At 63.7% G+C, this 25671-nt stretch carries 23 protein-coding genes and 2 pseudogenes; 9 read left to right on the top strand and 16 right to left on the bottom strand.

The window, feature by feature from the left end:
- Nucleotides 1-55 precede the first annotated feature (55 nt).
- The 4 genes from QMG61_RS02670 to QMG61_RS02655 form a co-directional block, all read right to left on the bottom strand.
- A complete protein-coding gene (locus tag QMG61_RS02670) occupies nucleotides 56-709 on the bottom strand; it encodes a YigZ family protein (protein ID WP_283492784.1) in 654 nt (217 codons plus the stop codon).
- Between the two features lie 225 nt (nucleotides 710-934).
- Entirely contained in the window at nucleotides 935-2155 is a 1221-nt protein-coding gene (locus QMG61_RS02665) for a low temperature requirement protein A (protein ID WP_283492783.1), read from the bottom strand.
- A gap of 423 nt (nucleotides 2156-2578) precedes the next feature.
- The gene (locus tag QMG61_RS02660) at nucleotides 2579-2827 is read right to left on the bottom strand and encodes a putative antibiotic biosynthesis monooxygenase (protein WP_283492782.1); all 249 of its coding nucleotides are present in this window, start codon (nucleotides 2825-2827) and stop codon (nucleotides 2579-2581) included.
- 78 nt (nucleotides 2828-2905) lie between these two features.
- Complete coding sequence (locus QMG61_RS02655) at nucleotides 2906-4351, bottom strand: MFS transporter (RefSeq protein WP_283492781.1); 1446 nt, start codon at nucleotides 4349-4351, stop codon at nucleotides 2906-2908.
- Nucleotides 4352-4489: 138 nt separating this feature from the next.
- On the opposite strand from QMG61_RS02655, the gene QMG61_RS02650 reads away from it, so the two are divergent.
- A complete protein-coding gene (locus QMG61_RS02650; RefSeq protein ID WP_283492780.1) occupies nucleotides 4490-5404 on the top strand; it encodes a LysR family transcriptional regulator in 915 nt (304 codons plus the stop codon).
- A 91-nt stretch (nucleotides 5405-5495) separates the two neighbouring features.
- Nucleotides 5496-6260 carry an alpha/beta fold hydrolase gene (locus QMG61_RS02645; protein ID WP_283492931.1) on the top strand — a complete coding sequence of 255 codons (765 nt, stop codon included), beginning with the start codon at nucleotides 5496-5498 and terminating at the stop codon, nucleotides 6258-6260.
- An 18-nt stretch (nucleotides 6261-6278) separates the two neighbouring features.
- On the opposite strand, the pseudogene QMG61_RS02640 reads toward QMG61_RS02645, so the two are convergent.
- Nucleotides 6279-6521 (bottom strand): annotated as a pseudogene (locus tag QMG61_RS02640) (DUF4389 domain-containing protein); the annotation flags it as partial.
- A 5-nt stretch (nucleotides 6522-6526) separates the two neighbouring features.
- Here QMG61_RS02640 and QMG61_RS02635 point away from each other — a divergent pair.
- The gene (locus QMG61_RS02635) at nucleotides 6527-6832 is read left to right on the top strand and encodes a hypothetical protein (protein ID WP_283492779.1); all 306 of its coding nucleotides are present in this window, start codon (nucleotides 6527-6529) and stop codon (nucleotides 6830-6832) included.
- Between the two features lie 128 nt (nucleotides 6833-6960).
- Here the strand turns inward: QMG61_RS02635 and QMG61_RS02630 are convergent, their stop codons facing one another.
- The 6 genes from QMG61_RS02630 to QMG61_RS02605 form a co-directional block, all read right to left on the bottom strand.
- A complete protein-coding gene (locus QMG61_RS02630) occupies nucleotides 6961-7722 on the bottom strand; it encodes a hypothetical protein (RefSeq protein ID WP_283492778.1) in 762 nt (253 codons plus the stop codon).
- 1398 nt (nucleotides 7723-9120) lie between these two features.
- Nucleotides 9121-9462: a DsrE family protein gene (locus QMG61_RS02625; RefSeq protein ID WP_283492777.1), complete on the bottom strand. Its 342-nt coding sequence runs from the start codon at nucleotides 9460-9462 to the stop codon at nucleotides 9121-9123.
- The gene (locus tag QMG61_RS02620) at nucleotides 9459-10328 is read right to left on the bottom strand and encodes a PQQ-binding-like beta-propeller repeat protein (protein ID WP_283492776.1); all 870 of its coding nucleotides are present in this window, start codon (nucleotides 10326-10328) and stop codon (nucleotides 9459-9461) included. The genes QMG61_RS02625 and QMG61_RS02620 overlap by 4 nt, the downstream gene beginning before the upstream one ends.
- A 60-nt stretch (nucleotides 10329-10388) precedes the next feature.
- Nucleotides 10389-10685: a hypothetical protein gene (locus tag QMG61_RS02615; RefSeq protein ID WP_283492775.1), complete on the bottom strand. Its 297-nt coding sequence runs from the start codon at nucleotides 10683-10685 to the stop codon at nucleotides 10389-10391.
- The gene (locus tag QMG61_RS02610; protein ID WP_283492774.1) at nucleotides 10682-11557 is read right to left on the bottom strand and encodes a cytochrome c biogenesis CcdA family protein; all 876 of its coding nucleotides are present in this window, start codon (nucleotides 11555-11557) and stop codon (nucleotides 10682-10684) included. The genes QMG61_RS02615 and QMG61_RS02610 overlap by 4 nt, the downstream gene beginning before the upstream one ends.
- Nucleotides 11557-12294 carry a DsbA family protein gene (locus tag QMG61_RS02605; protein ID WP_283492773.1) on the bottom strand — a complete coding sequence of 246 codons (738 nt, stop codon included), beginning with the start codon at nucleotides 12292-12294 and terminating at the stop codon, nucleotides 11557-11559. The genes QMG61_RS02610 and QMG61_RS02605 overlap by 1 nt, the downstream gene beginning before the upstream one ends.
- Nucleotides 12295-12364: 70 nt before the next feature.
- On the opposite strand from QMG61_RS02605, the pseudogene QMG61_RS02600 reads away from it, so the two are divergent.
- Both QMG61_RS02600 and QMG61_RS02595 read left to right on the top strand, forming a co-directional pair.
- Nucleotides 12365-12583, top strand: a pseudogene (locus tag QMG61_RS02600) (GntR family transcriptional regulator); the annotation flags it as partial.
- Nucleotides 12584-12676: 93 nt separating this feature from the next.
- Complete coding sequence (locus QMG61_RS02595) at nucleotides 12677-13123, top strand: GntR family transcriptional regulator (protein WP_283492930.1); 447 nt, start codon at nucleotides 12677-12679, stop codon at nucleotides 13121-13123.
- 59 nt (nucleotides 13124-13182) lie between these two features.
- Here QMG61_RS02595 and QMG61_RS02590 read toward each other — a convergent pair whose 3' ends face one another.
- A complete protein-coding gene (locus QMG61_RS02590; protein ID WP_502846996.1) occupies nucleotides 13183-14244 on the bottom strand; it encodes a heavy metal translocating P-type ATPase in 1062 nt (353 codons plus the stop codon).
- Between QMG61_RS02590 and QMG61_RS02585 the strand changes: the two genes are divergently transcribed.
- Nucleotides 14197-14799, top strand: coding sequence for an alkaline phosphatase family protein (locus QMG61_RS02585; protein ID WP_283492772.1), 603 nt, complete (start codon nucleotides 14197-14199; stop codon nucleotides 14797-14799). The genes QMG61_RS02590 and QMG61_RS02585 overlap by 48 nt on opposite strands.
- Here QMG61_RS02585 and QMG61_RS02580 read toward each other — a convergent pair.
- Both QMG61_RS02580 and QMG61_RS02575 read right to left on the bottom strand, forming a co-directional pair.
- A complete protein-coding gene (locus QMG61_RS02580; protein WP_283492771.1) occupies nucleotides 14756-17299 on the bottom strand; it encodes a CDP-glycerol glycerophosphotransferase family protein in 2544 nt (847 codons plus the stop codon). The two genes, QMG61_RS02585 and QMG61_RS02580, sit on opposite strands and share 44 nt — an antisense overlap.
- Before the next feature lie 305 nt (nucleotides 17300-17604).
- Nucleotides 17605-17880 (bottom strand): hypothetical protein, encoded by a 276-nt coding sequence (locus QMG61_RS02575; RefSeq protein ID WP_283492770.1) that lies wholly within the window; start codon nucleotides 17878-17880, stop codon nucleotides 17605-17607.
- 200 nt (nucleotides 17881-18080) lie between these two features.
- On the opposite strand from QMG61_RS02575, the gene QMG61_RS02570 reads away from it, so the two are divergent.
- The 3 genes from QMG61_RS02570 to QMG61_RS02560 all read left to right on the top strand — a co-directional run bounded on the left by QMG61_RS02570 (nucleotide 18081) and on the right by QMG61_RS02560 (nucleotide 22775).
- Nucleotides 18081-20594 (top strand): CDP-glycerol glycerophosphotransferase family protein, encoded by a 2514-nt coding sequence (locus tag QMG61_RS02570; protein ID WP_283492769.1) that lies wholly within the window; start codon nucleotides 18081-18083, stop codon nucleotides 20592-20594.
- Nucleotides 20595-20681: 87 nt separating this feature from the next.
- Nucleotides 20682-21362: a response regulator transcription factor gene (locus QMG61_RS02565; protein ID WP_283492768.1), complete on the top strand. Its 681-nt coding sequence runs from the start codon at nucleotides 20682-20684 to the stop codon at nucleotides 21360-21362.
- Nucleotides 21363-21584: 222 nt separating this feature from the next.
- Nucleotides 21585-22775, top strand: coding sequence for a sensor histidine kinase (locus QMG61_RS02560; protein ID WP_283492767.1), 1191 nt, complete (start codon nucleotides 21585-21587; stop codon nucleotides 22773-22775).
- Nucleotides 22776-22807: 32 nt separating this feature from the next.
- On the opposite strand, the gene QMG61_RS02555 is transcribed toward QMG61_RS02560, so the two are convergent.
- Nucleotides 22808-24010 carry an acyltransferase family protein gene (locus QMG61_RS02555; protein WP_283492766.1) on the bottom strand — a complete coding sequence of 401 codons (1203 nt, stop codon included), beginning with the start codon at nucleotides 24008-24010 and terminating at the stop codon, nucleotides 22808-22810.
- Between the two features lie 78 nt (nucleotides 24011-24088).
- The gene (locus QMG61_RS02550; protein WP_283492928.1) at nucleotides 24089-25624 is read right to left on the bottom strand and encodes a glycosyltransferase family 39 protein; all 1536 of its coding nucleotides are present in this window, start codon (nucleotides 25622-25624) and stop codon (nucleotides 24089-24091) included.
- Between the last annotated feature and the right edge of the window lie 47 nt (nucleotides 25625-25671).

Below are 25671 nucleotides of genomic sequence, written 5' to 3'. Positions count from 1 at the left end.
CCGCAAAGCTGAGGCGCCGCCGGGGAGCCCCTGTGGGCCCGAGGCCGTGGCGTGACTACCGTTCGACGTCGACCCATTCGTGGCCGACGGGCTCCAGTTGTGCGCTTCCGGCCGTCACACGGGCGACGATCGCGGCCAGACGTGCGGCGTCGTCGTCCGCAATGTGGAGCACGGCCGCCTGACCGTAGTCCGTACCCAGGATGAGCACTCCGCGCTGGCGCAATTCGGCCTCGATACGACCGGCATCCGAGTGGGGGAGTGCGAGCGTGAACAGTTCACGGCGTTCGAGCTCCACGACCAGCCCAAGAGACTGGGCCTGGTCGATCGCGGTCAGAACCGCCTCAGAGTAGGCGCGCACGAGGCCGCCGGCACCGAGAAGCGTGCCGCCGAAATAGCGGGTGACGACGGCTACGCAGTCGACGAAATCGCGCCCGGACAACGCCTCGAGCATGGGCCGACCCGCGGTTCCTGACGGTTCACCGTCGTCACTGGAACGACGCACCTGATCGGGAGCCCCGGTCGGCCCGATCACGAATGCCGAGCAGTGGTGGCGAGCATTCCAGTGTTCCTTGCGTGCGTCGTCGATCGCAGCACGCGCGGCATCCTCGGTCGCGGTTCGGACCAGGCGGCAGAGAAATCTGGATCGCTTTACCTCGATCTCGGCGTCAACGCGGCTACCGACGCCGCCGTGCAGTGTGAGATCGGGCATACGCCCAGTCTCGCGCATCCGGCCGTGGCGCAGATTCGAGCGCGGCGACCAGAGAAAGGTGCAGTTCCAGAGCGGCGCAGCCCGCGTAGAGCGCCGACGCAGCCGTTCCGCGCCGGCAACCCGCGATTCAGCTGCTGGCCGCAGCCCTCAGCGACACACTGACGGACGCGACCATGCAGTCCAATCCAGCCGATCTCGGAGTCGAGATTCGACGCCCCAGCCGCTCTAAGACGCGGTGTCGGGCGCCTCGAGGCGCCCAAGCGCGGCCGCCTGATGGCGGTGACCGGCTGTCTCGAAACCGACGACGACGACGGCCGGCGACAGCGTGACGATGATGAGGCAGAGTCCGAGGGACGCCCCTGCTACGGCGAGCCCGGCGGCGATCACGAGCACCAGGATCGCGCCGATCAAGAGCACGACGTGCAGCGGGTCCCACTCCTCGAGAAGGTAGTAATACAACGCGAAGAGGGCGATCGAGTAGATCGCGACGGGGATCGAGACGGCGAGGATCGCACCGAGGGTGCCGAGCGCCGTTTCTCCCTCGATCACGTAGGCCGCGACGTGAAGCCCGGCGCCCATCGCCGCGATCGACGTGTAGACCAGGATGTGGCCGTAGCCCCAGACGAACCGTTTGCCGCGGCGATGGGCCAGCAGAGTTCCGGAGGGAAGGAGAAAGTAGGTCCACCACATCCCGAAGGTCAGCCCCATCCCGGCGATGATGATGATGATCGACTCTGCGCTCCAGCTTTGGCGCTGCACGATTGCGGAAACGGTGGTGACCGTGCCGAAGACCCCCTCGCCGAGCGCGATGATAGCGAAAAGTCCGTAGCGCTCGGCAATGTGGAGGGGATGCCACGGAGTCCCCCCGATCCGACGCTCGGCGATGACGGGGCCGGTGAACTCGACGATGAAGAGCACGGCCGCCAGTGCGACCGTGGGAACGAGGGCGAGGTCGATGATGGAGAGAACGACCCAGCCGACCTGCGCGAGGCCCACCCACCCCGCATAGGTCAGCGAGGTGAGGCGCCGTACTGGATCCTGCGCCGACACGCGGAGCCACTGGGTGATCAGCGCCACCCGCATCACGACGTACCCGGCGACAACAACCCGGCTATCGACGTGGGCGCCTTCGTCGAGCGAGTGGAAGAGCGCCGGAAGTCCGAGCGCGAGCACGATGACGCCGACCATCTGCACCATCGTCGCCAGGCGGTAGAACCAGTCGTCGGTGTCGTAGGCGGAGGAGAACCAGGAGAAGTTGATCCAGGCCCAGCAGATCGCGAGCATCGCGAAGGCGAATCCGAGCAGCCCCTCCCCGAAATGGCGGGCCGCGACGAGGTACGCGAATTGGTCGGCGGCCACGCCGAGTGCGACGACGAACGAGAGATCGAAGAGTAGTTCCAGTGGCGTCGCCGCCCGGTTCACCTCGCGTGGATTGCGCCCTGTCATTCGCCGCAGACGGAGCGCGCGCGAAGAATCCGGGGCAGAATCGGTCATCGCTCAATGATTCCACACGAACAAGGTCGTGCACCGGCCGCGTGAATGTTTGTCACGTTGATCCACGGCGGCATCGAGGACCCGGCATCGAGGACCCGGACATGCAGTTCATCGCCGAGGCCTCAGTTCAGATCCGTAGCGGCAGCGCCAGGACAAGACCCGGCCGAGATGTCGGACCCGTCGAAAAAAATAGGCCGGACATCCGCGTAACGGCTGTCTCGACCTATTTTCCAGACTGAAGCCCGCTTCTCTCCGAGCTTCTCTCGGGGAGGGCTTCGGGGAATCCATTTGGGGCCGGACGCACGGGGGAGTGCTGAGCCCACTCATGAAGCTATTTCACGAGATAATTCCGCACCCTCCAGATGGGTTGCTGCTCTACCGACGCGTTGCTCGGATGCGGCCGTGGGCCCGCATCAACTGGGGCACAACGAGGTAAACGGCGACCGGCACGACGACGATGGACAGAACGAAGGCGCGGAGAACGGGGTTCCAGTCGCCGGCGAACGGCGCGATCGCGAAGAAGCCGAGGGTGACCAGGGGGAAGATGGCGATCCACGTGATCACCGCCCTCGCGTGGACCGATGGCGGCCCGGCATTGCCTCGGGGAGTGCTGGTTAGTGACATGGTTTTTTCCTTTCGATTGATCGACCGAGGGATCTCGGTCAGCAGCGACTCGCAAATGCGATGTCGAAGTTCTTGTGCCTACCGCGACATTTCCTTCGGCAACGAGCCGGGCGTTGCGCGGATTCTGCTTGCTACGGCGACCGCGAGCGCGACGGCGATGAGTGCTGCCGCGACCGCGAATGTCCACCGCGTGCCGGTCGCAACGTCACCTGCCCCCGCAGTGGTGATGTCGCTCGCCCCTGAGGCGAATGCGAAGATAGCGCCCATCACGGAGGCACCGGTCAGGAGCCCGAGGTTGCGGGACAGGTTGAGCATCCCGGAGATGACACCGCGCTGGTCGGCGCGGACGCCGGTCATGACCATGGTGTTGTTGGCCGTCTGAAACACTGCGTAGCTTGCGGTGATGATGATGAGGGAAGCAATGTAGCCCGAAATACCGAGCGTTACCGGGACCAGGGACAGGGAGAGGGACCCGATGGCCATTCCGATGAGCCCGACGATAACCATGCGTCCGGTGCCCAGTCGGTCGGCGATGCGCCCGGCGGGCACGCCGGTAAGTGCGGCAACGACGGGACCAACCGACATGACGAGCCCGATGAGGGCCGGTTGGATCCCGAGCGCGAGGGACAGGTGGAACGGACCGACCACCAGCGTCGCCATCATCACCGTCGAGACGATCGCGCTCATCAGGAGACCTGAGCTGAGCACGGGGTCTCGTAAGTTCTTCAGGTGGATCAGCGGTGATGTCGCTCTCTGCTCGGCGAGCACGAACAGTCCCAGGCCGACGACGGCGGCCAGGAGCAGGGCCAGGCCGAGCACGCCGAATCCACCGTGTTGGATGGTCATGGCGAGCGCGTAGGCGCCCAGCGTCAGGGCGAGCAGCAGTGTCCCCAGGTAGTCGAAACCGACTCGTCGGGCCTTCGGTGCCGAACGGTCGGTAGGCAGATGACGATAGGCGAGGACGAGGGTCAGGATACCCAGGGGTGCGGTGACGAGGAAGATCGCCCTCCATCCGAACCCGGTGATCAGGACGCCGCCCAGCGATGGCCCGAGGGCGGTGCCGATCGCGGACATCGTCCCCAGTAGTCCCATGGCGCTGCCGGTTCGTGTCGGCGGGACCGTCTCTGCGACGAATGCCATGCTCAGCGCCATCATGCTGGCCGCGCCGAGGCCCTGCGCCGCTCGGGCGGCAATGAGTAGCCACAGTGTCGGCGCCACGCCGCTGAGGAACGTGGCCGCCGTGAAGAGGGCGATTCCGGCCAGCAAGAGCCGCCGGCGACCCGTGATGTCGCCGAGGCGTCCGATGCCGACGATCAGGGTGGAGATGGCGAGGAGGTAGGCGAGGACAATCCACTGGACCTGCTGGAAGGAGGCCGAGAATCCCTCCGCCATGGTCGGCAGGGCAACATTGACGATGCTGGTGCTGAGGGAGGGCAGCAACATGGTCAGCGAGAGGGTGAGCAGCGCCCACCGATACGTCTTAGCCCCGTTCACAGTGCCATGTTCCACGTTGGTCGTTCTCATTCTGGATCCTGCTTCCGTGCGATTTCTGAATTGTTTTTTCAGCGTATGGCTGCATCGGAGATGGCGGAAGGCGCAAGGTTTGCAAAAGAGTCATGCGTTTCACGCCATAGTCCAATCTGATGTGCGATTGTTGGTTCTATGACAAGACCCGACCTGAACCTGCTGGTTACGCTGGACGTGCTGCTCCAGGAGGGCAATGTCACGAGGGCGGGGGAACGGCTGAACCTGAGCCCCTCGGCGATGAGCAGGGCGCTCGCCCGTTTGCGCGTGACGACGGGCGATCCGCTGTTGGTCAGGGCCGGTCGTGGTCTTGTACCTACGCCGCACGCGCTCGAGCTGCGCGAACGCGTCGGTCAGCTTGTGCAGGAGGCTGAGGCGGTACTGGGGCCGCCCGAGACGGTCGACCTCGCCGGCCTGGTCAGGACGTTCACCCTGCGGACCAGTGATGGGTTCGTCGAGAGCTTTGGGCCTGACCTCATCAGCCGGGTCTTTATGAAAGCCCCCGGCGTTCGACTGCGCTTCATGCAGAAGGTGAAAAAGGACGCTGCCTCCCTGCGCGACGGCACGGCTGACCTCGAAATCGGCGTGGTGGAGGAGACGAACGAGGTGCGCACTGAGCCCCTGTTCACGGATCGTTTCGTCGGCGTCATCCGGCTGGGACATCCCCTGTCCCGAGCCAGGATCACCCCCGTGCGGTATGCGTCGGGCAGCCACATCCGTGTCTCGCGGCGCGGTGTTGAGAGAGGGGCCATCGACGACGCACTCAAGCCGTATGGCATGGAACGACAGATCGCCGTGATCGTCGGCGACTTCGGAGCGGCGCTGGCCCTGGCTCGCACGTCAGATCTGATCGCTACCGTTCCCGAACAGCACACGAGGAGTCTGCGCGCCGACCTGCACACATTTGCTCTCCCGATCCCGACACCGGAGGTCACCGTCTCGATGCTCTGGCACCCGCGGCTGGAGGTCGACCCGGCGCATCGATGGCTCCGTGCCTGTGTCCGGAGCGTTTGCACGGCCAACGACGTTGGGGCGACATCGATGTCCAACTGATTCGTGGCGACGACTTCGGGCGATCGAACCGCGAGTCGCCAGGCAGAAGGCGAGCCTGATGGATCGGAGCCAGTATCCTCGGATTGTGAAAATGCTCACCTTCGTTCCTCGCACGGCCGGGGAAACCGGCTCCACCGAAACCATCGTCTTCCTCCATGGCGGGAACGTGGCCGGCTGGATGTGGGGACAACAGATCCCGGCATTCCCCGAATACCGCGTCCTCGTACCCGACCTACCCGGTTTCGGTGCGAGCAACCAGGTTGAGTGGAGATCGATAGAGGAGACAGCCGATGAGCTCGCCACTCTACTGCCTGACGCAGCGCACATCGTGGGGCTCTCCCTCGGCTCGAGCGTTGCGCTGCACCTTGCGGCCAGACACCCTCGGAAGGTCGCGAGCCTCTTCCTCGCCAGCGCCCAGGTCGCGCCGCCCGCCCGACGCGACGTTCTGATCGGACGCCTGATGCTGCTGCTCTGGAACCAGCGCAGCTTCTGGACGACTCAGGCACGAAGCTATGGTTTGACCGGCGACGACGCGGAACTGTTCGTCACCACCGGCCTCGGGATAAAGCGGGAAACAGCGCGCGCAATTCTGGAGGAAGTCGCGCTCGGCATTCCCTCCGTCCTCCTCGAAAGCGTGACCGCTCCGACGATCGCAGTGGCAGGCGGAGCCGACTCCGCAGCAATCGTGCGCGCCTCACTCCACCGAGTGGCCGCGGGTATCCGGGGCAGTCTCGTCGCGACGGCCCCGGCGCTGCATCACCAGTGGAACATCGAGAATGTCGAGCTGTTCAACGACTCGTTGCGTGCGTGGTTGGTCGGCCGGGAGGTGGCAGCAGGCCTCACGGATGCGATCTAACCGGGTCCGGGGGCAGAATCAATCGCGATAAGCCCGGACCGACGGAGTGCCGAATTCGGATCGCGTCGGCCAGCGCGTTTTCGAGTCCGGGCGCCGATTCTGAGCGGAAGCATCCTCCAACGTCTGCCCACCCGGATCGAGCCGGAAGGGTGGGTATTCATCGCGCAGAAGCGCGACGTAAGCAAGCACCCGGTAGATCCAGCGGTTGATGCCCATGAGTAGGTCAAAGAGAACCCGCGGGTACTGCGCGGTCACTAACAGCCGACGTGGCCGCGATGATCGGCGAGGACGCAGCGAGCATGCACGCGGCGTGCGTCAACTTTCAGTGCGCGGTGGTGGACGTGCACACTCCGACCGGGTCCATCCGGACGCTCACCTTCGCGGGCGCGGTCGCGGAATCGCCTGCCTTCGTCGCCTGGGATCATTTCTCGCTGGCGGTCGCCGTCGCACCGGCGCAAGGCCCGGCGCGGCTCATTCGGGAAATCCTCTCTGGGCAGTGGACGCGGGGGAATTGCCTAGTGGGTCACCCGGGTGTTCCAGAGAAAAACTCCAACTCTTCCGCGAATGCTTGAAGCCTTCCAATCTCAGCCTGCGCGACGCTCCGGAGGCGGTTCTGGCAGCGGGACAGAACGAGTTCGAGTCCAGATAAGGATAGGCCAGGGCCGCCGGTTCACGTCGGGGCCCGTGCCCCCGCGCCGGGCTATCGGGTGATCCCGGCGATCCGGTCGAGTGCAGCGGCGATGATCAGCTCCGCCGCGTCAACGATCACATGGCCGTTCAGGTAGAGTCCTTCGGTCCACGCGAGGACCTCTGTGCGGGTGAGGCCGACGGCGTCCCAGTCGGTGCCGGGTACCGCCCGGGATCTCGGTTCCCCGGACTTCGGGTCCGACCACGACCGGGCGATGACGATGTGCGGTTCTTCATGCTCCGGGTCCCAGACCAGCTCGATCGGGTGATTCGCCCCGTCAGCGTGCCGGTGGTCGACATGGCCGGAGCCGAGCCACGGAAGCATCATCTGCTTCCCTTCCACGTGAACTTCGAGCATCTCGAGGGGGACCGGGCCGTAATCCCGGGAATAGAGGGGCAAACCCTCATCGGACCACGCGGCGGCTTCCTCCGCGTCTTCAACGAGTTGGGGGAGGACCGGGAGGACTGCGGACATCAGCGTCGTCGCCCACCGGATGATGGCCTCCGTCACCTCCTCCGACCACGGGGCCTCCTCCGAGCATTCACCGTCGGCGCCGAAATGGATGTCGAGGGCAGTCTCCATGATCTCCATGTGGATATCGCCGGAGTCGAAGCTCACATAGAGGTACGCGATCTTCTCGTCTTCCTCCCAGTCCGCGTGCAACAGCGGTGTCCCCAGGCCGGCGGGCAGCTCCGGCAAGGCCACCGGTACCACGCCAAGGTCGAGGACGGCGCGGAACACCGTGTCCGGGAGGCGGAGAGAGTCGTCGGTCACAAGGGGGCTCCAAATCTAGGGGATCGGTCGTTCGAGGGTACCGTGGGACTCAGGCACAGGGTGCGTGCAGGGCGGCCAACTGGGCTCACCGTCAGAGGCTCACCCATGATCGTCAAACGTTCCACGTGTCGCGTGAGAGTCCAGTTCGGGCTTCTGCCACCTATCTCGGACAACCGGCCGCCAGGCTCGTTAGCCGCCGGTCGTTGGTCTGCCCCGCTGTAACGCGAATACGAGCCTCGAAGTTTGCGGGCCTCCCGCTTTTGCCGTCGACGCACCCAAGCGAACCAAAGGTTCAGTTGTTCGACGAGGAGTTCCACGCACTGGATTTCGGGCAAAAAAATAGGCCGGACAACCGATATCGGTTGTCTCGACCTATTTCCCAAACGGAAGTCCGGAATACTCCGGACCTCTCTCTGTGGGTGGTTCGGGAAATCCCTATTGGCCAGTGGGGGCGGGGGAGTTGCATGCCCTGGCTCGTAGGCGTTCCAGCGAATAACTCCGCGTTTTCCACGAGGGCCCGCCCACGATCCGCAGCGTGACGCCGAACGCAGGTCGAACGAATTCTTCTCGGGAAGCACCGCTGATGCCACAACTCGACATTGAGTCGATGAGCTGAGTTACGTTGGGCTCACGCTCAGATCACAACGAGGCGCGTCATTTCGTCCCAGTCTGCAGGGTGATAGGACGGGCGTGATCAATTTTCAACCCCGGCTGGAGCAAGTCACGGATACGCGCGAAGATGCCCAAGCGCAAGTTCTTCACGGCCATAACAATCGCTTTCCCGCCCACAGGTGAGAGAGCGATGCCGGCGCCTCGGAGCGGGATCAGTCGCCATACCGTCTTGTGGCACAGAGGGCCAACTCGGTGCCGTCATCCCCCTGCTCTTCCGTCATGGGTCGATGGTCGGCCGGCCGGTCAAGTCAGGCTTCATGTGTAATTGGTCTTCGATCTATTGATTGCATCCGACACATCGAGGGTCGAGTCGGCACCGTCAGGATCAACCCGCCTCGTTAGATCCTTCTCGGCCTCTTGGCGGGCCAGTTCGACCGCAACTCGTGCCATCACGCCCTGGGGCGGAATATGCGGCCGCTCGTCGTCAACCGTCCATTATCCCGCTGAAGTATTGCTGTTTGCGGCCCGAACATGAACCATGCCAGTAGTGAAGTAGGAGACGTCAACTGTGAAGCGGCAGTCGTCGCCGGGGATCAGCCCAACTGGGGCCATCGACTCCATTTCTGATGGCGGCGGCGGATGGCGCGGGGCCGGAATTGGCAGGCGGTGTCGCCCGGTGGATTGCGGTGTAAATTATCGCAGTGGAAATCCGAGTGGAACACGGATCGAATGTGATGTGCCATCCGTTATCCCCTAAGGCAGTTTCGTCTGCGGTGACGCTGACATTCACACTCGAACGTAGGCCCAGCCGGTGAACTGCCGCGCGGCCAGATGGGCGACGGCGGCCGGGACAACGCTCACGGCGCCAGGCAGCTGGTCGGCTTGCAGCCCGGCCGACCGCATGCTGTTGTTGCAGGCCAGAATGTGTACGAGCCCATCTCCGAGTGCGGCCAGTTCGGATTCGAGGACGGATCCGGTCGCCAGGAATGTGACGCACGGTCCCTGGATCACGAGTTCAATGGAGACTGTCGGCAACTGCGCCCGAGCGTTGATGGCGGCCCGGATGCCGGCCTGAATGTGAATTGCATCGGCGCCGCTAACGTGCAGCAGTAGTCCCGTGTTGTTCATTGACGATCCTTCGGTGTTGGTCTGGCAAGCAGGTACTTAGATTGGTTTCCGGTGGGCAGAATCGCTGTTCCGTCGGCAAGAACGGCACGAGGTACGGCGAAGTCACCGCGGGCAAGTTCGTCCCCGCTATCCAAGGTCAGGGCTACGCCTTGTGCGCCGTTGCGCAGGTAGAGCTTGTTGTCGGACGCCGATTCCAAGGTGACCGTGCCGGAGACATTCTTCGCCCACAGGATGCCTTCGTCGGGATCGAGTGCAGTGAGGATCGTTGTCGCAGGTGCCGGCATGGATGCCTCGACGATCCGGTTCCGGCTGGGACTCTCGACGGTTGCCGGGATGAGTCCGCCTGGGATCGAGCCGAGGAAATTACCGGTGCGTGCATTGTGCGCTGCCGTGACCCACTCGCCATCGGGAGCGGTCCATCGAAGGAAGACCACGTCTCCTCGCGACGTCTCCACGGTTTCGTCGACGCCGGCTGACCAGGTGGAGTCCGTCCCGTCCGGCCGAGGGAGGGAGGTGGAATTCCAGAGCGTGAGTGACGTGCGCGTGTCCATGGCTTGGAGTTCGCCGTCGATGCGGATGAGGCCGACACCGTTGCTCTCGTAGTCGATCTGAACGTCGCCGGTCGTGCTTTCGTCCGCCACGACTGAACCGTCAGAAGCGTTGAGCATCACGCGAGAGGCGGCATCGACCGAAACGATCGCTTTGGGAGTGTCGGCGAAGATTAGTCCGAGGCCTTGGATAGGGCCGGGCACCTCGACTGGCCCCCACACCTGTTTGCCGGTGTCGGTGCGGAATGCCGTGGCCACCGTGTGTGTGGCGAGGCGGCCACCGGCAACCTGAGCATCCGAATCCAGAACGACGATCATCTCCTCCTCGCCCACCCGGGTGTGCGCCGAACCCACGCACGACGGGTTCGTCTCAATCTGCTAGCGGATGCCGGCGTCCGTTGCACCGACGAAGCTCAACTGTCCGTGTCGCTTGTTGGGAAAGACCATCGACACGAAGACACCTCCGGAGGCGGCGGGCGCACGATCCAATTCGACCGTGCTCGAAGTGGTGAGGCCCGGTGTGACTCTCGTCGTCGTTGCGGCGCTGTTGACGGTGACGGACTGCGGCCGCACCGTCCGGGCCCCGAGTGTGTGGGCGGTGGGCGTGCACCCGGTGAGCGTCGACGCAAGGATGACGACGGCGCAGCGGGCGGCGGTGACGCGGCCCGCAGTCATCGCCGGTCGATCGACTCTGCTGACTGCCCCTGCTCGACCCGCCCTGCCGGTCGCCCTGGACCTCCTGGTTGTCGACCGCGCACGAAGTAGATCACGGCGATGACGATCAGTACGCCGATCGCCGCGAGACCGAAGAGGAGGTTGGAGACGCCCGAGGAGACGTTCAATACGAAGGACTCGGCGGCGAACTGATCGCCGATGGTCAAGACGCCGCCTAGTCCGGCGGTGCCGTCGGTCAGGAGGAGGAGCGCTCCGATTCCGATCGAGAGCAGGCCGGACACGATCAGCAGCCACGAGTTCTGCCAGCGTCCGATGCGCACCATTCGCGGCCGCAGCCAGCCTCGTTCCGTGATCCTGAGTCGGTCCCAGACGAGCGCCAGGGCGAACAAGGGGACGGTCATCCCGAGCGCATAGATGGCCAGCAGGATGCCGCCGTATGCGGCGTTTCCGCCCACGGCGGCGACAGTGAGGACGGACCCGAGAATGGGGCCCGCACACACCCCGGCGACCCCGTAAACAGATCCCAAGAGGAATACCGAGGCTGAGGAGGTGCCCTCAGCTCCGCCGCCCCTGGCGAACGCCGGCAGCTTGATGCCGATGAGCTGGACCAAGCCGAGTGCGATCACGAGTGACGCGGCGACGGCTACGAACCCGGCTCGGTTCTGGGTGAGAAACGCGCCGAGCGTGCCAGCGAGAACGCCGATCGGCACGAGCGTAGTGATGAGCCCCAGATAGAAGAGTCCGGTGCGGGCGAGAAGTTTCGTGGGCGTCGAGAATGCGTAGGCGAAGAACGCCGGGAGGAGCATGACCGAGCACGGACTGAGCAAAGTCAGTACCCCGCCGATCAGGGCGCCCGTGTAACCGATATCCATTACTTCGCCGCTTTGGCGAGTTCTCGATCAACGGCCTGACGGAAGGCGTCGACGGGTTGGGCACCGGAAATGGGAGTGCTGTTGACGAGAAAGAGCGGCGTGCCCGTCGCGCCGATCGCCTGGGCTTCCGCCGTGTCGGCGGTAACGAGCTTGAGGAGAGCTGGACTGCTCAGATCTCCCTCGTAGCGAGCCATGTCAGGAACCCCGATGTCCCTGCCGATTTGGAGCAGGCGCTCCCGCGGAAGGTCAATGTGCGCCCGCTCGGGAGCGTCCTTGTAAACAGCCGCGTTGAATTCCCAGAACAAGCCCTGGTTGCCTGCGGCCCTGCCGGCGACGGCCGCGTCAATGGACTGCTGGCCAAAGACCGTGAAGTCTCGCCATTCGATGCGCACCTTCCCCGATTTCACGTACTCGTCAATGAGAACCGGGAGGGTGTCCCGTGCGTACACTCCACAGAATGGGCACCGGTAGTCCGAATACTCCACCAGGACAACCGGGGCATTTCTGTTGCCAAACGCCGTCGGATCGCCGTCAATGCGACGAGACATGTCGATGGTGGGTTCATCGGAGCCCTGCTCACTGGTGCCCCCTGCCGTCGAACCCTGTTCCGCCGTTCCGGACTGCGCCGCGAACCCGACGCCGAGCACGACTACAATCGCGACAGCACTAGCGATCAAGTAGACGCGGCCGCGGCGGGGAGAGCCCGACGACGCGTTCTTCGGTTGCACAGGCGCCATGGCTTTCGACCTTCCGGGGTTTTTACAGAGACAATTCTAATGTATAGACATTTTGCGAGAAAGGACAGCCGTGGCAGCACATACTCAGGTCGGCGCACCCGCCGTTGAGTCGCACCCACGCAGGCCGTTGTGGGAGAGCATCGGCGCGGACCTCGCGGATCGCGTTGCCAGGGGAGAATTCCCCGACGGGTTCCCTGGCGAGTTGGAACTGGCTGACACCTACGGCGTCAGCCGGGGTACGATCCGCAGCGCCTTGCGCCCCCTCAGAGAGAAGGGGTCCGTTACCGCTCAGAGAGGCAAGAAGCCTCGGGTGATTGTGGGCGGTATGGGCAGCGCCTTCGGCCCCGTGTACAGCCTGTTCGCGTCCGTGCAGGAATCTGGGATGACCCAGCGCAGCGTGGTATTGGAGCGCCGGCTTGTCACCGATCCGGTCATCGCCGGACTCCTTTCGCTCCCTCCGACCCAGGAGTTGCTCAAACTGTCTCGCTTGCGTCTCGCCGACGAGGAACCGTTCGCGGTCGATCACGTCTGGCTGCCCGCTGATCGCGTCCGTCCGCTCCTCGATGTCGACTTCGCTGAAACGGCGCTCTACAAGGAGCTGAGAGAACGGTGCGGCATCACGGTGGACGGCGGGCTCGAGGAGCTACGCGCCGATACCGCCTCGGCCGTGGACGTCGAACGCCTTGACTGCGCTCTGGGTGCCCCCATGTTTCGGATCCAGAGAATTGGCTACCACCGCGGAATCGCCGTTGAAGTTCGCTGCAGCCATATTCTGGGCGAGCGGTATTCCGTGACCGCAACGTTCGGCGCGGGAGTACCCGACTTGTAGTCCCGATGCGGCCCGAAAGCGCTGCTGTTGTATTTAGCAACCGGTCGTGGTCGATGTCGTTACTCGTCGCTGGTGGACGTTTCATGACGGGTTTCAAAGTTTCGGAGTCGGAGACTGTTGGAAACAACGAGAACTGACGACAGGGACATGGCTGCAGCTGCGATCAGGGGGTTGAGGAGGCCGGCCGCGGCGAGGGGGATAGCTGCAACGTTGTAGCCGAAGGCCCAGAGGAGGTTGCTGCGGATCGTTCGGAGCGTTTGTCGGGACAGGGACACGGCATCGCCGATGACGTGGAGATCGTCACGAACGAGGATGATGTCGGCCGACCGCATCGCAATGTCAGTGCCGTGGACCATGGCCAGGCCCAGATTCGCGGTCGCGAGGGCGGCCGCATCATTGATTCCGTCACCAACCATTGCGACTCGTTTCCCGGCATCCTGAAGCGTTTTGATGGCGGCGGCTTTCTCGGCGGGGAGCACGCCCGCCAGAACTTTCTCAATGCCGACCTCGTCGGCAACCCGGCGGGCGGCCTGCTCTCCGTCCCCGGTGAGCAGAATGGTGGTCAGCCCCAAGTCTTTCAGGTAGCGGATTGCCGGCCCGGCTGAGGGTTTGATGGTGTCAGCGACCGAGATGACGGCCTCGACGGTGCCACCGCGTCCGAGCAGGACTACGGTTTCCCCGGCGCGGGTGTGATCGGCTATGGCCGCCTGCAGGGAGGCGGTGGCCGGAAAGCCTTGTTCAGTGAAGAGGCGGGGGCTGCCGACAATGATGCTGCTGCCGTCAATCGTTCCGCGCGCCCCGAGGCCGGGCAGCGCCGTGAAATCGGTGACGTCATCGAGTGGGAGGGAGTCCTTCCTGCCGGCTTTCACTATCGCTGCGGCAATGGCGTGCTCAGAGCCGGTCTCAAGGGACGCGGCCATGCGCAGAATCTCGGTGCGGGTCATCGAGCCGAGGGCGGTGATTGTGGTGATCCTCATGTCGCCGGTCGTGACGGTACCGGTCTTGTCAAGGACAACTGTGTCGATCGTCCCGCTGGCTTCCAGGGCGTCCTGTCCCTTAATTAGGATGCCAAGTTGCGCGCCCCGGCCGATGCCGACCATCAATGCTGTGGGGGTTGCCAGCCCGAGTGCGCAGGGGCACGCGATGATCAGGACCGCTATGCCCGTTCCGAACGCGTCGCGGGGCGTTGCGCCGGCGAGGAACCGCCGGGCACCGGGGAGAAGGGCGAGATTGGATTCGCGTTCGACCGGCTCGGTCCTCGCGTGCCCGCCATCCTGATCTCCGCCTACACGGCACGGAACACGATCGTCAACGAGACTAAACATCATGGGTCGCTGATCGCCACCCTCACCCGGCAACATGGCCTTGAGCCGCTGACCCACCGCGATGCGGAGGGGCCGGACATGTTCGACGCCATCAACCGCACCTCAGCGCGGCCGCTTGCGGAGTGGACGATCACCCAAGCGGCCTATGTTCCCGCAGACATCGATGGGGAGATGGATCCGAAAGCTGAACAAAACAAGGCGAAGAAGCTCAGCAACCCCGCCACGGGACTGCTCGGGCTGTTGATCACGAAGTTCGGGAACTCCGCCGACCCGGTTCCCGACAGCTACGAAGACGCCTTCAACGCACTCACCGAGCTGGGGCAAGGCCTGTTCGGAACCCTGAACCCGTAGCATCCGTCAGCACGGAGGCAGCGCCGATTGCAGTGTGGAATTGGTTGAGGGCACGTCGAGTGTAGGCGGCGTGATCGAACGTTCCCGTGGGCACTTCTCCGTTGAGAAATGCGGTCAACCCCTGCGCGAGGTTCTGGTCGGTTTGCGGCACGACCAATCCGAAGCCCGCTGGGAGTGCGTTCTTCACCGACTCGAATTCGACTGTGACGATTGGCAGGCCGAGTACCAACGCCTCGAGGATGACCATGGGCTGGCCCTCGTAATCACTCGAGAGGGCGAAGCAGTCGGCCGCAGCCATGATCGCGTGGGGGTTGCGTTGCTCACCCGTGAGAATGACCGACCCCTCGAGCCCGAGGCTCGCGATCAGTGCCTCCAGTTCGCTCTTCAGCGGGCCGTCTCCAACGAGCACGAGTCGCGTTGTCGGTGTTGTCCTGTGGACTCTGCTGAAGGCACGGATGAGGCGTGCCTGATTCTTTTCGGGCGAGAGGCGCCCCACCGACACAAACGTAGTGACCGTGTCGTCGGCGAGGAGGGCGTCGGCCCATGGGGGAGTTATTCCTGTGTCCGGGTCTCGAACCGTTTCGCGCAGGTCCTGGCTTGCGGCACGGAGAATGTGCTTGGCGTCCGCAGCGTTGAGTGCGAACGTGAATTGCTCCGGGTCCGCGTATGCGGAAAGCTTACGACGGTTGATGGTCGACAGTGTCGGCGAGACGGAAACCAGGTGGTCGTATTGCCGGTATAGGGTGAAGACCTCGGTCAGGCTGTGCAACATCTTCTTTTTGCCGTTGATCTCGCGATGGGCGTCGGCGGCCAGGTCATTGTGCAGCCAGATCGAACGGATTGCCGTCGGGGAATGGAGAAGTAGTGCCGCCCAGAACGGACCATAACCACTGAAATCCACAACGAAGTCAAAGCGGCTATCTCCGAAGCATCGCGTCCACTCGTCATCCCAGAGCGTCTTCTGGGCCGGCTCAGTCTGGTGCCGGTTGATTCTGCCGCGCCGGAAGTCGAGGCGCCTTCTCAGCTGATCCAACGCGGAGCCATTCATTCCGCCAACGCGGGGGAACTGGCGCACGGCGGGATTGATCGCGAGTTGGTTCTCGATCGCGGCGGGCGCTTTGCTCTGGTCGAAACAGGCTGATACGTCGAACCGCGAGTGGTCGATGCTATTGAGGAGGTTGAGGACGGACGTGGTTATGCCGTTTGAGCGCATCCCGCCCAGGTACACCAGGAGTGATGGGCGGTTCAGGGATACGACGGGGCGAACATGATGGTGTCGGGCATTTTCGCGGAAGACAATGTCGACTATCCGGGCGCTGGCGCGCCCATCGTCCACACCGCAGAACTGCTGCTGGCTGGTGCGATAGCGTTCGGCCGACTCAGCCGGGAGATCGCCGGTCGTGAGGGTCCCAACGAGCTCGACCGCCAACTGGTCAACGGTCAGGCAGACCGGGCCGGGCCAGTTCTCGGGGTCGAAATAGAGACCTCGCGTGCCAGAGTAGTCGTCAAGGTCCGGGGTGAAGAAGAGAATCGGGCGGCCAGTGGCCAGGAAGTCGAAGAGGATGCTCGAATAGTCTGTGATCAGGACATCGCTGAGCCCCAGGACGACATTTGTGGGAATATCGTTCGGCACAAGCACGCGAGCCAACTCGGGCCGTAACGCCGCGAAGGCGTGAACAATCTGGTGGGTTTTGAGGAGTACCACGTATTTGCTCGTGTCGATCCGTGCCGTCAGCCGGGCGACGTGATCGAGAAGCTGGTCGATGTCGTCCTCGGGCCGAGCGAAGGACGCACCCTTCCAGGTCGGCGCGTAGAGCACGATCGTGCGGTCACCGAGAGGGATACCGGCGGTAGTCAAGCGCGCTCGTCCAGCCTCAACGCCGCCAACGTCGAGGGTTTGCCGGTCGATCCGCGGGTACCCTTCCTCGATGATCAGGCTTCGGGAGATGCCGCTGAGCTTGTATGCCGTCTCATACATCTGCTCGGCCATGAACGGGTTAGCGGCCAGCAGATAGTCAGCGGCAACGAAGTTCCTGATGATGTTGGCAGTGCCGAGCGCGCCACGGATGATGTCGTAGCCCATGCGTTTCAACGGGGTGCCATGCCAGGTGTTCAGATAGGTCTGGCCGGGTCGCTTGCTGAACTGGGCCGGGAACGTCGCGTTGTTGATGAGGTATTCGCTCGTGGCCAGGGCACGGTAGTACGACGGGGTGCCATGGCGCACGAACGTGACGTTGGGCGTTGCCGCGAACTCCGCGACCGTCTGGCGATAGTGGCGTAGATCTGAGAGAACCCAAATGTGGTGGAGCCGCTGCATGTCGGGCGCCACCAGTAGCTGGCGGAAGATGGCTTCAGGATTGCAGAGCATGCCGTTGCCGGCGAAGGACTCGTAGAGAACTGTCCCCGCTCTGATTGGCTCTTTGCGCCAATGGGCGTGGAACTGGGAATTGACGAAGCGCTTTGCTCGTGAGGGGATGTTCTTGAGACGGATCGGTTTCATGGTGCAGGGCGCCTCGTTGGTTTCGGTCGTTCACACATGTGTCGGGGTCGGCAGCAGCCCCGGGGTCCACGAGAGAGCTGGCTCGTGCAACCGCGTTTTACGCATCCGCATCGGCTTGCTGCTGGGCAATTTCAGAGAGCAGCGTGACGAAGCCCCACATGGCCGTGGTCACGAGGACGGTGATAGCTGCGACCGCCGGCAGAATGTGCGTATTCACGTGTGGATTCCTTTGGTTCGTCGGAGGGAGTGTTGCCGAGAGGCCATGGCCGTTCGCACGGTGGTGCCGGCCATGGCCGCTCTGGGGGCTACTTCTCGTCGGCTCCACCCTCGTGGTTTACGTCGACGCCTTCGGGGTCCGCGTGGCCTCCGTCGTTTCCGTCACCCGGATTAGCCGCCTCGGTACCCGGGGTTTCGTCTGCGGACTCGGAGTCGGGCGCTTCCGTGGTGCCGGGCGTGGCCGTGCTGGTCACGGCGGTGCCGGACGCGGGCGCTGCGGGAGTTGCGGCCAATGCGGCGCCGCTCCCGATGCCGGTCAGGGCGAGGACGACGATGGCTGCGGCGGCGATCTTTTTCTTGTTCATGAGGTCTCCTTGAGGTTCGGTTGGATGGGGGAACAAGTACGACTCTCGCAATGCTGGGTAAGAGCGCGGTAAGTGCGACTGGCAGGAGGCTGAGATCGTGCGCGGAACGTCGAAAGCGGGCGCGTTCCTCGCCGCCGCCTCATGTGGACATTCGGTAGTGGTCCCGGTGATCGTGAGGGCTGGCTGGATAGCATGAAGGCATGCAGATGTTGCCGCGCGCGGTTCTTGTTCGGGTGAAACGAGTTGTGAGCAGGCTTCGTCGGGCTGCAGCTTCAGAAATGTACGCGTTCTGGAGCAGACGGCCGGTGGATCGCAACGTTGTCCTCTATGAGTCGTTCTCGGGCAATGGGATGCTGTGCAACCCTGAGGCGATCTTCCGGGGATTGCGTGAGGCACCAGATTTCACGCATCTCAAGCACGTGTGGGTGCTCGCCAGGGAAGACGAGAACCCGACCGTCGTTCACGAATTCGCTCGGGATTCGTCAGTCCGATTCGTTCGCCCGAACTCCCTCGGCTACTACAGGGCCTTGGCCACCAGCGGATTTCTCATCAACAACGCGACCTTTCCGGTGCAGTTCAACAAACGCGAAGGTCAGGTCTACCTCAATACCTGGCATGGCACCCCGTTGAAACGCATGGGCTTCGACATCGGTGATCCCGCATCTCGCGTAGGCAATGTGATCCGGAACTTCCTGGCTGCCGACTATCTGCTCGCGGCAAACCGGTTCATGACCGAACAAATGTATGAATCTGCCCACCTGCTGCGTAATATCTACCGCGGCGAGATCATCGAGGAAGGGTATCCCCGGATCGACCGGCAGTTCCTTGATTCGAGCGGTGTCGCGTCGATGATAGAAACCCTCGAAGGGGCCGGCCTGCCCATTGCCGGACGGAAGATCATCCTGTACGCGCCGACGTGGAAGGGTGAATCGTTCGCCCACCCTCGTGACGATGCGGACGAGCTGCTCGGCCGGGTGACCGAGCTCGAATCATTGATCGACACGACCCGGTACGTCGTTCTGCTCAAGGTCCACCAGGTGGTCTACAGATTCGCCGCCGCACGCGCAGACTTTCGCGGCAGTCTGGTCCCCAACGAAATTCCGACGAACGCGGTCCTGGCCGCGACTGACATTCTCGTCACTGACTACTCAAGTACTTTTTTCGACTTCCTGGCAACGGGGCGACCCATCGTGTTCCTGACACCGGACATCCGCGACTACGCCGGCTACCGCGGGCTCTATATGGAACCTGAGGAATGGCCAGGGCCAGTCGTTCACACCGTCAGTGAACTCGCCACCGAATTGAACTTCATCGCCCGCTCCGGGCCGCGACCTGAGATCACTCAGAACTACATCGCCATGCGGAACAAATACTCCGGGCACGAGGACGGCCGCGCAACTGAGCGGATCATCGACATCGTCTTTCGGGGCAGACGTGACGGCTACACTGTCGCGCCGGTGGCCCGCGACGAGCGACAATCCGTGCTCGTCCATGTCGGCAGCATGAAGCCGAACGGCATTACGACTTCTGCCCTGAACCTCCTGAACTCGATCGATCATCGGCGGTACGACGTGTCTGCCGTGTTCTCAAACAGTCGAGTGCCCGTCGCCTTGGAGAATCAGGCGCAGATCCATCCCTCGGTCCGACAATTCGTCCGGGTCGGGGGAATGAACGGTTCAAAAGTCGACCACCTCAAGCGACGGCTCCACTGGTATCGAGGCGACCTCAGTGCGCACTCGCGCGATTCCCGGCAGAAGAGGCTGTGGGATGAGGAATGGACGCGCTGCTTTGGTGACAGCCGGTTCGACTACGTCATCGATTTCAGCGGGTACGGACCATTCTGGGCAACGTTGATGTTGCACGCGCCGCTGGCCAAACGGTCTATTTGGTTGCACAACGACATGGTTGCGGACGCGCAACGGAGTAACGACGGGCGCCGCCGGCTGCTGAAGAGCCTCTCGAGCGTCTTTTCGTTGTACCGTGAGTACGACAATCTCGTCTCCGTTTCCCCGGCCCTCGAAGAAGTCAACGCCCGCGAACTCGCCCGCTTTGCACCCCGAGAGAAGTTCGTCTCAGCGCGCAATCTTGTTGATTCCGCACGCATCCGCCGTGCTGCGGCCGTCGACCTCCGGGAGGCTGTCCTCGACGATCCGACGGACACGGCACCTGATTGGCTGGACAGTCTTGCCGGGGAGTCCTCGCTCGTGCACTTCGTCACCGTTGGGCGTTTGTCGTCCGAAAAGAACCAGGTGAGGCTGATTCGTGCCTTTGCGCAGCTCCACAAGCAGCGTTCAGACACCCGATTGGTAATCGTCGGCGACGGGCCGTTGAGGACGACCTTGGAGGGTCTGATCCGTGAAGTGGGTGTCGAGGAATCGGTCGCACTTACCGGGCACCGGTATAACCCGTATGCGATCATGGCCGCTGCGGACTGTTTCGTGCTCTCGAGCGACTATGAGGGCCAGCCGATGGTTCTCCTCGAAGCGCGCATCCTTGACCTCCCCATCATCACGGTCGCGTTCGGTTCTGCCCGGGACGCTCTCCCGGAAGGTACCGGACTCATCGTGCCGACCACAGATCAGGGGCTGGCAGCGGGTATGAGCGCATACCTGTCCGGATCTGTTCCGACCGTAAAATTCGACGACCAGGCCTATAACGCCGAGGCGCTGGACGAGTTCGAAAGCGCGATTGGGGCGACACTCACGAGGAGGTGAGGGGCGCGGCTTAGCGTCTCCTTATCTTGGTGATGGGATGCTGAACGTGTCGATCGCGCAGCCCGGTGCGTCAGGTGAGGGAATCCCATGAAAGTACTTCTCGTCGAAGACGAAGCCGCGATGGTCGACGCGTTGCAGCGCGGGCTCACGGCGGAGGGATTTGTGACCGACGCCGCGATGAACGGGGTTGACGGCCTCTGGATGGCCCAAGAGAACGATTTCGATGTCATCATCCTCGACATCATGCTCCCGGGGCTATCCGGTTACGAGGTGTGCCGGAGGTTGCGCGCGGGTGGTTCGACGGTGCCGATCCTGATGTTGACGGCGAAGGACGGCGAATTCGACGAAGCGGATGCCCTGGATCTGGGCGCGGATGATTTCCTGTCAAAACCGTTCTCGTTCATCGTCTTGCTCGCCCGCCTCCGAGCGCTTCTGCGGCGGGCGCCGGTTGATCGCGAGCCAGTACTCACGGCGGGCAGCATCCGCCTCGACCCTGCAGCCAGGCGTTGCTGGCGCGGGGAGACGGAGATCATGCTGACGACCCGTGAATTCTCCCTTGCGGAGTTCCTGATCCGCCGCAAGGGTCAGGTGGTGAGCCGCAACACGATCGCTGAGCATGTGTGGGATTCGGAGCTGGACATCGACTCCAACGTGATCGAGGTGTACATCGGCTACCTGCGTCGCAAACTCGACGAGGGCCGCACCAAGGGCCTCATCGAAACGGTCCGAGGAATCGGGTACCGGCTCGTGGAAACATCCGGGGAGTGACCGATGCCCATCAAACTGCGTACGCCCCGGCGGTGGTATTCAGGGATCCGATTTCGGGTAACCGTCACCGCATCGGCGGTTGTGGCCCTCACACTGTTGGCCAGCGGCATCACGCTTGTCCTGCTTCTGCACCAGTCACTGATCGCCAGCCTCGATACTGTGGCCGCGGACCGAGCGCAGGCGGTTGCGTCGCTTGCCGTCGGAGGGGACTTGGGGCCCACAGTGACCAACACTGGCTCCGAGAACTCGCTCGTGCAGGTCGTCGACTCCTCGAATTCGGTGATTGCGGCGACCAGCAACATTGACGGGGAGGAGCCGATCCTCCCGCAGCCTCCATCGACTGGAGTGACGACGGTGCTGAGTGTGGATCGGATGCCCGCCGGGGACGGTCCCTTTCGGGTGGTCGCGACGCCCGTGAAGTTGTCCACCGGGAACGGCTGGATCTATGTTGCCACGTCGACGAGCCAGGTCGATGTGGCAGTCGGCAACCTGGCCGGCCTCTTCGGAGTCGGACTTCCCCTCATTCTTTTGATTGTGGTGTGGGCGCTGTGGCGCGCTGCGGGTCAGGTGATCCGTCCGGTCGACGCCATTCGTCGACGGGCTGCGGTTATCGGTGGGGAAGATCTGTCACAGCGCGTCCCTGTGCCCGACAGCTCCGATGAGATCGCGAGCCTTGCGGTAACGATGAACGAAATGCTTGAGCGGCTGGAGGCGGCGGCGCTTCGCCAGCGCCAATTCGTGGGCGATGCGTCGCATGAACTGCGCAGTCCGTTGGCGGCGCTGCAGGTTCAGGTGGAGGTGGCATTGGCGCACCCGGAGGACCCCGGTTCGGCCCTCGTTTTGGACGACGTTCACGGGCAGGTTGTCCGGATGGCAGCGTTGACGGACGATCTGCTGTTCCTAGCGCGCAGCGCGGAGGGCACGCCGCGGGGGCCGACGGCTCTTGTCGATCTTGACGATCTTGTCCTGTCGGAACTGCATCGCCTGCGGGGGCTCGGCGGGCGGGCCGTTGATCTCGGTGGAGTTCGTGCGGCACGGGTACAAGGCTCGGAGCGCGATTTGGCCCGCCTCTTGCGCAACCTCGGTGACAATGCCCGTGAGCACTCCCGCTCTCTCGTTTCGATTCGGCTGACGGCTACCCCGAATGAGGCGGAATTTTCGATCACGGATGATGGTGACGGCATCCGTGCGGAGGACCGGGAGAGAGTCTTCGAGCGTTTCACCCGACTCGATGACGCTCGCAGTCGCACGGCCCGCGGTGGTGGCGCCGGGGTCGGCCTGTCCATCGTGAGGCAGATCGTTCAGGATCACCACGGCACGATCACGATCGAGGATCGGTCCGACGGCCGGGCCGGTGCGGTCTTCGTGGTGCGGCTTCCGCTCGCCCCCACGGGAGGGCTGTTGGGCTCCTGACCCGAGGAGCACGGACAGTCCGCATCGGAGTCCTACCGTTTGGTCACACGCTCGACGATTCTCGTGGCGCCCGCGGCCACAGTGTGGGCGGTGCGCCGCGCCAGCCGATGCGAGGGACGCTCGACGGCTACGTGGAATCCCCAAGAAATCACGAGCGCGAGCGGCACGGTGATAAGTGCGACCAGCCACCACTTATCGTCCCCGAAGATAAAGGTCAGGGTGACCAGGATGGGGACGTGAACGAGGTAGAGACTGAAGGACACTCGCCCCAGCCACTGGCTCGGTCTTGAGTCCAATGCTCGGCGCAGAAACGGAACGATGATGGCGGAGAGAACGAGGCCGGCGGCGCCGAGCACCGCCAGCTGAGTCAGAACCTTGCCGAGGAGCGATCCGGGTGCCGCGAGCGGCTGGGCCCACCAGTGTCCGACAAGGAGGGCAAGGGATCCGACAACAAGGGCAACGCCCCAGCGGTGCGCGTTCGGGCGGCACAGGCATCGCCTGGACCAGTCCTGAATTGACTCCAAGCGCACGGCCATGAGCGTTCCGATGAAGAACACCGGCAGGTAACGGAGCGCGTCGATGTTGGTGAGCAGCCCCAGCAAGCCGAGGGCGAACGCGGCGAACACGGCGAGCAGCCAATGGCGTCGAACCAGGACGGCGACGAGAACGAACAGGGGGAGCAAGACTGAAAAGGCGAGTTCCCACCGCAAAGACCAGAGCACATTGTTCACGTCGTACGATGCGGTAGTGAGGCTCGCCTGGTTGAGCAGAGCTGCCGCCGTGGTCGAGGTCGCGTTTGTGTCGGCAACCCAGGAGCCGGGCGTTACGACCCGGATGTTGCGGGGGAAGAACCAGATGAGCGCGGTGCCGATGGCCAGTGAGGCCCACACGGGGAGGTAGATCCGTGCGATTCGGCCGCTCAGGAATCCCGGCCAGGAGAATCGAGGCGCGCGCAGTGCGGGCAGGGCGACGACGAGTCCGCTCAGGACAAAGAAGACCAGGACGGCTTCGGACCCCGCGGTCAGGATTTTCACCGGCGTTTCGGACACCCACCAGTAGATGCTGCCCGGGGCGGATCCGCCCCCGCTGCGGAGCGCAGGGACCGCAACGAGATAGACATGGTGGAACATGACGATCAGGGCCGCGACGCCCCGGAGGCCGTCCAGGGCGCTCAGGCGTCGGGCCGGCGCGGGCGTGGTCGACGGCGGTCGAACGATTGCGAGTTGCCCTGTCACCCGTTTGAGGGTAGTTGCTGATTCTGGGTGTTCTGTGGAACTCGTTTCCTGAGATTGGTGGGTCATTGCCGGGGACTACTAACGGGTGAATTCGTAGATGACGCTGCGGTGGGTAGCGTACTGGGCTGACTTGGAGAATCCAAGGTTCTCCAAGGCGGCAATTCCGTACGTGTCCGTGTGCGTTGGGGTGGCGTATTCGACGAGCCACAGGTGGTGCACCTTGTCCAGACGTCCCAGCGCCGCCGCCTCGTCGATGCTGTAGCTGCGGTCGTACCAGGTTGAACTCTGCGAGAAGGGGGTGCGCAGAGAGACGTCGATGAGTCCTTCGAAGCCGGCCGGATAGGTGTGCAGTGCCAAACGGGGGCGTCGCGATGGGCGAACCTGTTCATCGAAGGCGACCGCATCCCACACCGATGCCTGGGCACCTAAGACCCTGCTGATGTCGGCCCAATCGCTGTTGTTCTTCGAGTGCGGTTCGCGCTGGGAAGCATAGATAGGAAGGGAGGCTACGAGGACGAGGAGGGTGCCGGCGGCGACGATCCATCGCCTCCGGGCGCCGATCCACGCCAAGCCGGATGCCATCAAGAGTGCGGCAGCGGGAGCGCTGTCCGAGGCGTAGCGGGCTGTGAAACCTGCCCAGAAAATGTCGCCGGCGACCAGCACTGCCGTGGGGACGAGGAGCCAGGCGGCGGCTACGAATTCCAGGCTGGGCAGCTCAGGCGAAGCTGCGGCCGCCCGTGCAATGCGAACCCTTTTCCGGCCCCACCGGCGGTGCACGCTCGCCGCGAGCCCGACCAGGATGAGGAGCCAGGCGAGGACAGCGAACCAGGGCGTGCCAAACCACAGGGAGACCAGGATCGAGTGGATCGTGACTTGGTTGCCGTTGCCGAGGTACGCGATTTGGCTTCGTTCCCGGACCGCCCAATAGATGACCAGGGAGGAGGCAGCCGCGGCGATCGTGATCACCCAGAACCACCGCTTGATGAAGAGTCGGGTGGGTCGGGTGCGGAACAGGATGATCGCGTGCACAAGTGCGAACAACGCGAAGTAGAGGAAGACATAGATTCCGAGCGTAAACATCAGGCCATACGCGATCCAGAGGCGGCGCGGGGGACTGTGATGACGGAGCAGTTCGATGAGGAGCAGGGTGGTCCAGGCGGCGATGGCAGCGCTGAAGGCAAACGGCCGAGCCTCCTCGCCCATGTAGGTGACCCGTGGCAGCAGGCAGGCGATCACGCCGGCTATCACAGCAACCCGGGGGGTGCTCAGGCGTGCGGCGATCAGAACCAGCGCCGCGACGGCGAGCCCGACGGCAATAGCGCTGGGGAATCGGAGAGAGAAGGGTGAGCTGCCGAAGAGGGAAATCCACGCGTGGAGTCCCAGATAGTACGTTCCGTGCACTGCATCGACGTTGCCGAGCATGGCGAAGAGGCTCGGCAGTGGGCGAGTCGCGGACATCAAGCTGGCCGCCTCATCGCCCCACAATGATGGCACCCATGAACCGAGCAGGGACACCAGGGTGCCGGCGACACCCGAGATCGCCGCGAGCTGCGCCGTGCGCGGCGGCCGGTGGGCGCGGATGGGAAACGTGCCGTTGCAGCGCTCGTTCCGCATCTTCACTCTCCGGTATTCCGGCATTGGATTGCCACATATAGAGGTTA

It is taken from the genome of Cryobacterium sp. PH31-AA6 (genome assembly GCF_030063195.1).
Lineage (GTDB): Bacteria > Actinomycetota > Actinomycetes > Actinomycetales > Microbacteriaceae > Cryobacterium.
Note: the sequence above shows the minus strand (reverse complement) of the source record. Positions and strands in the feature narration are given on the sequence as shown.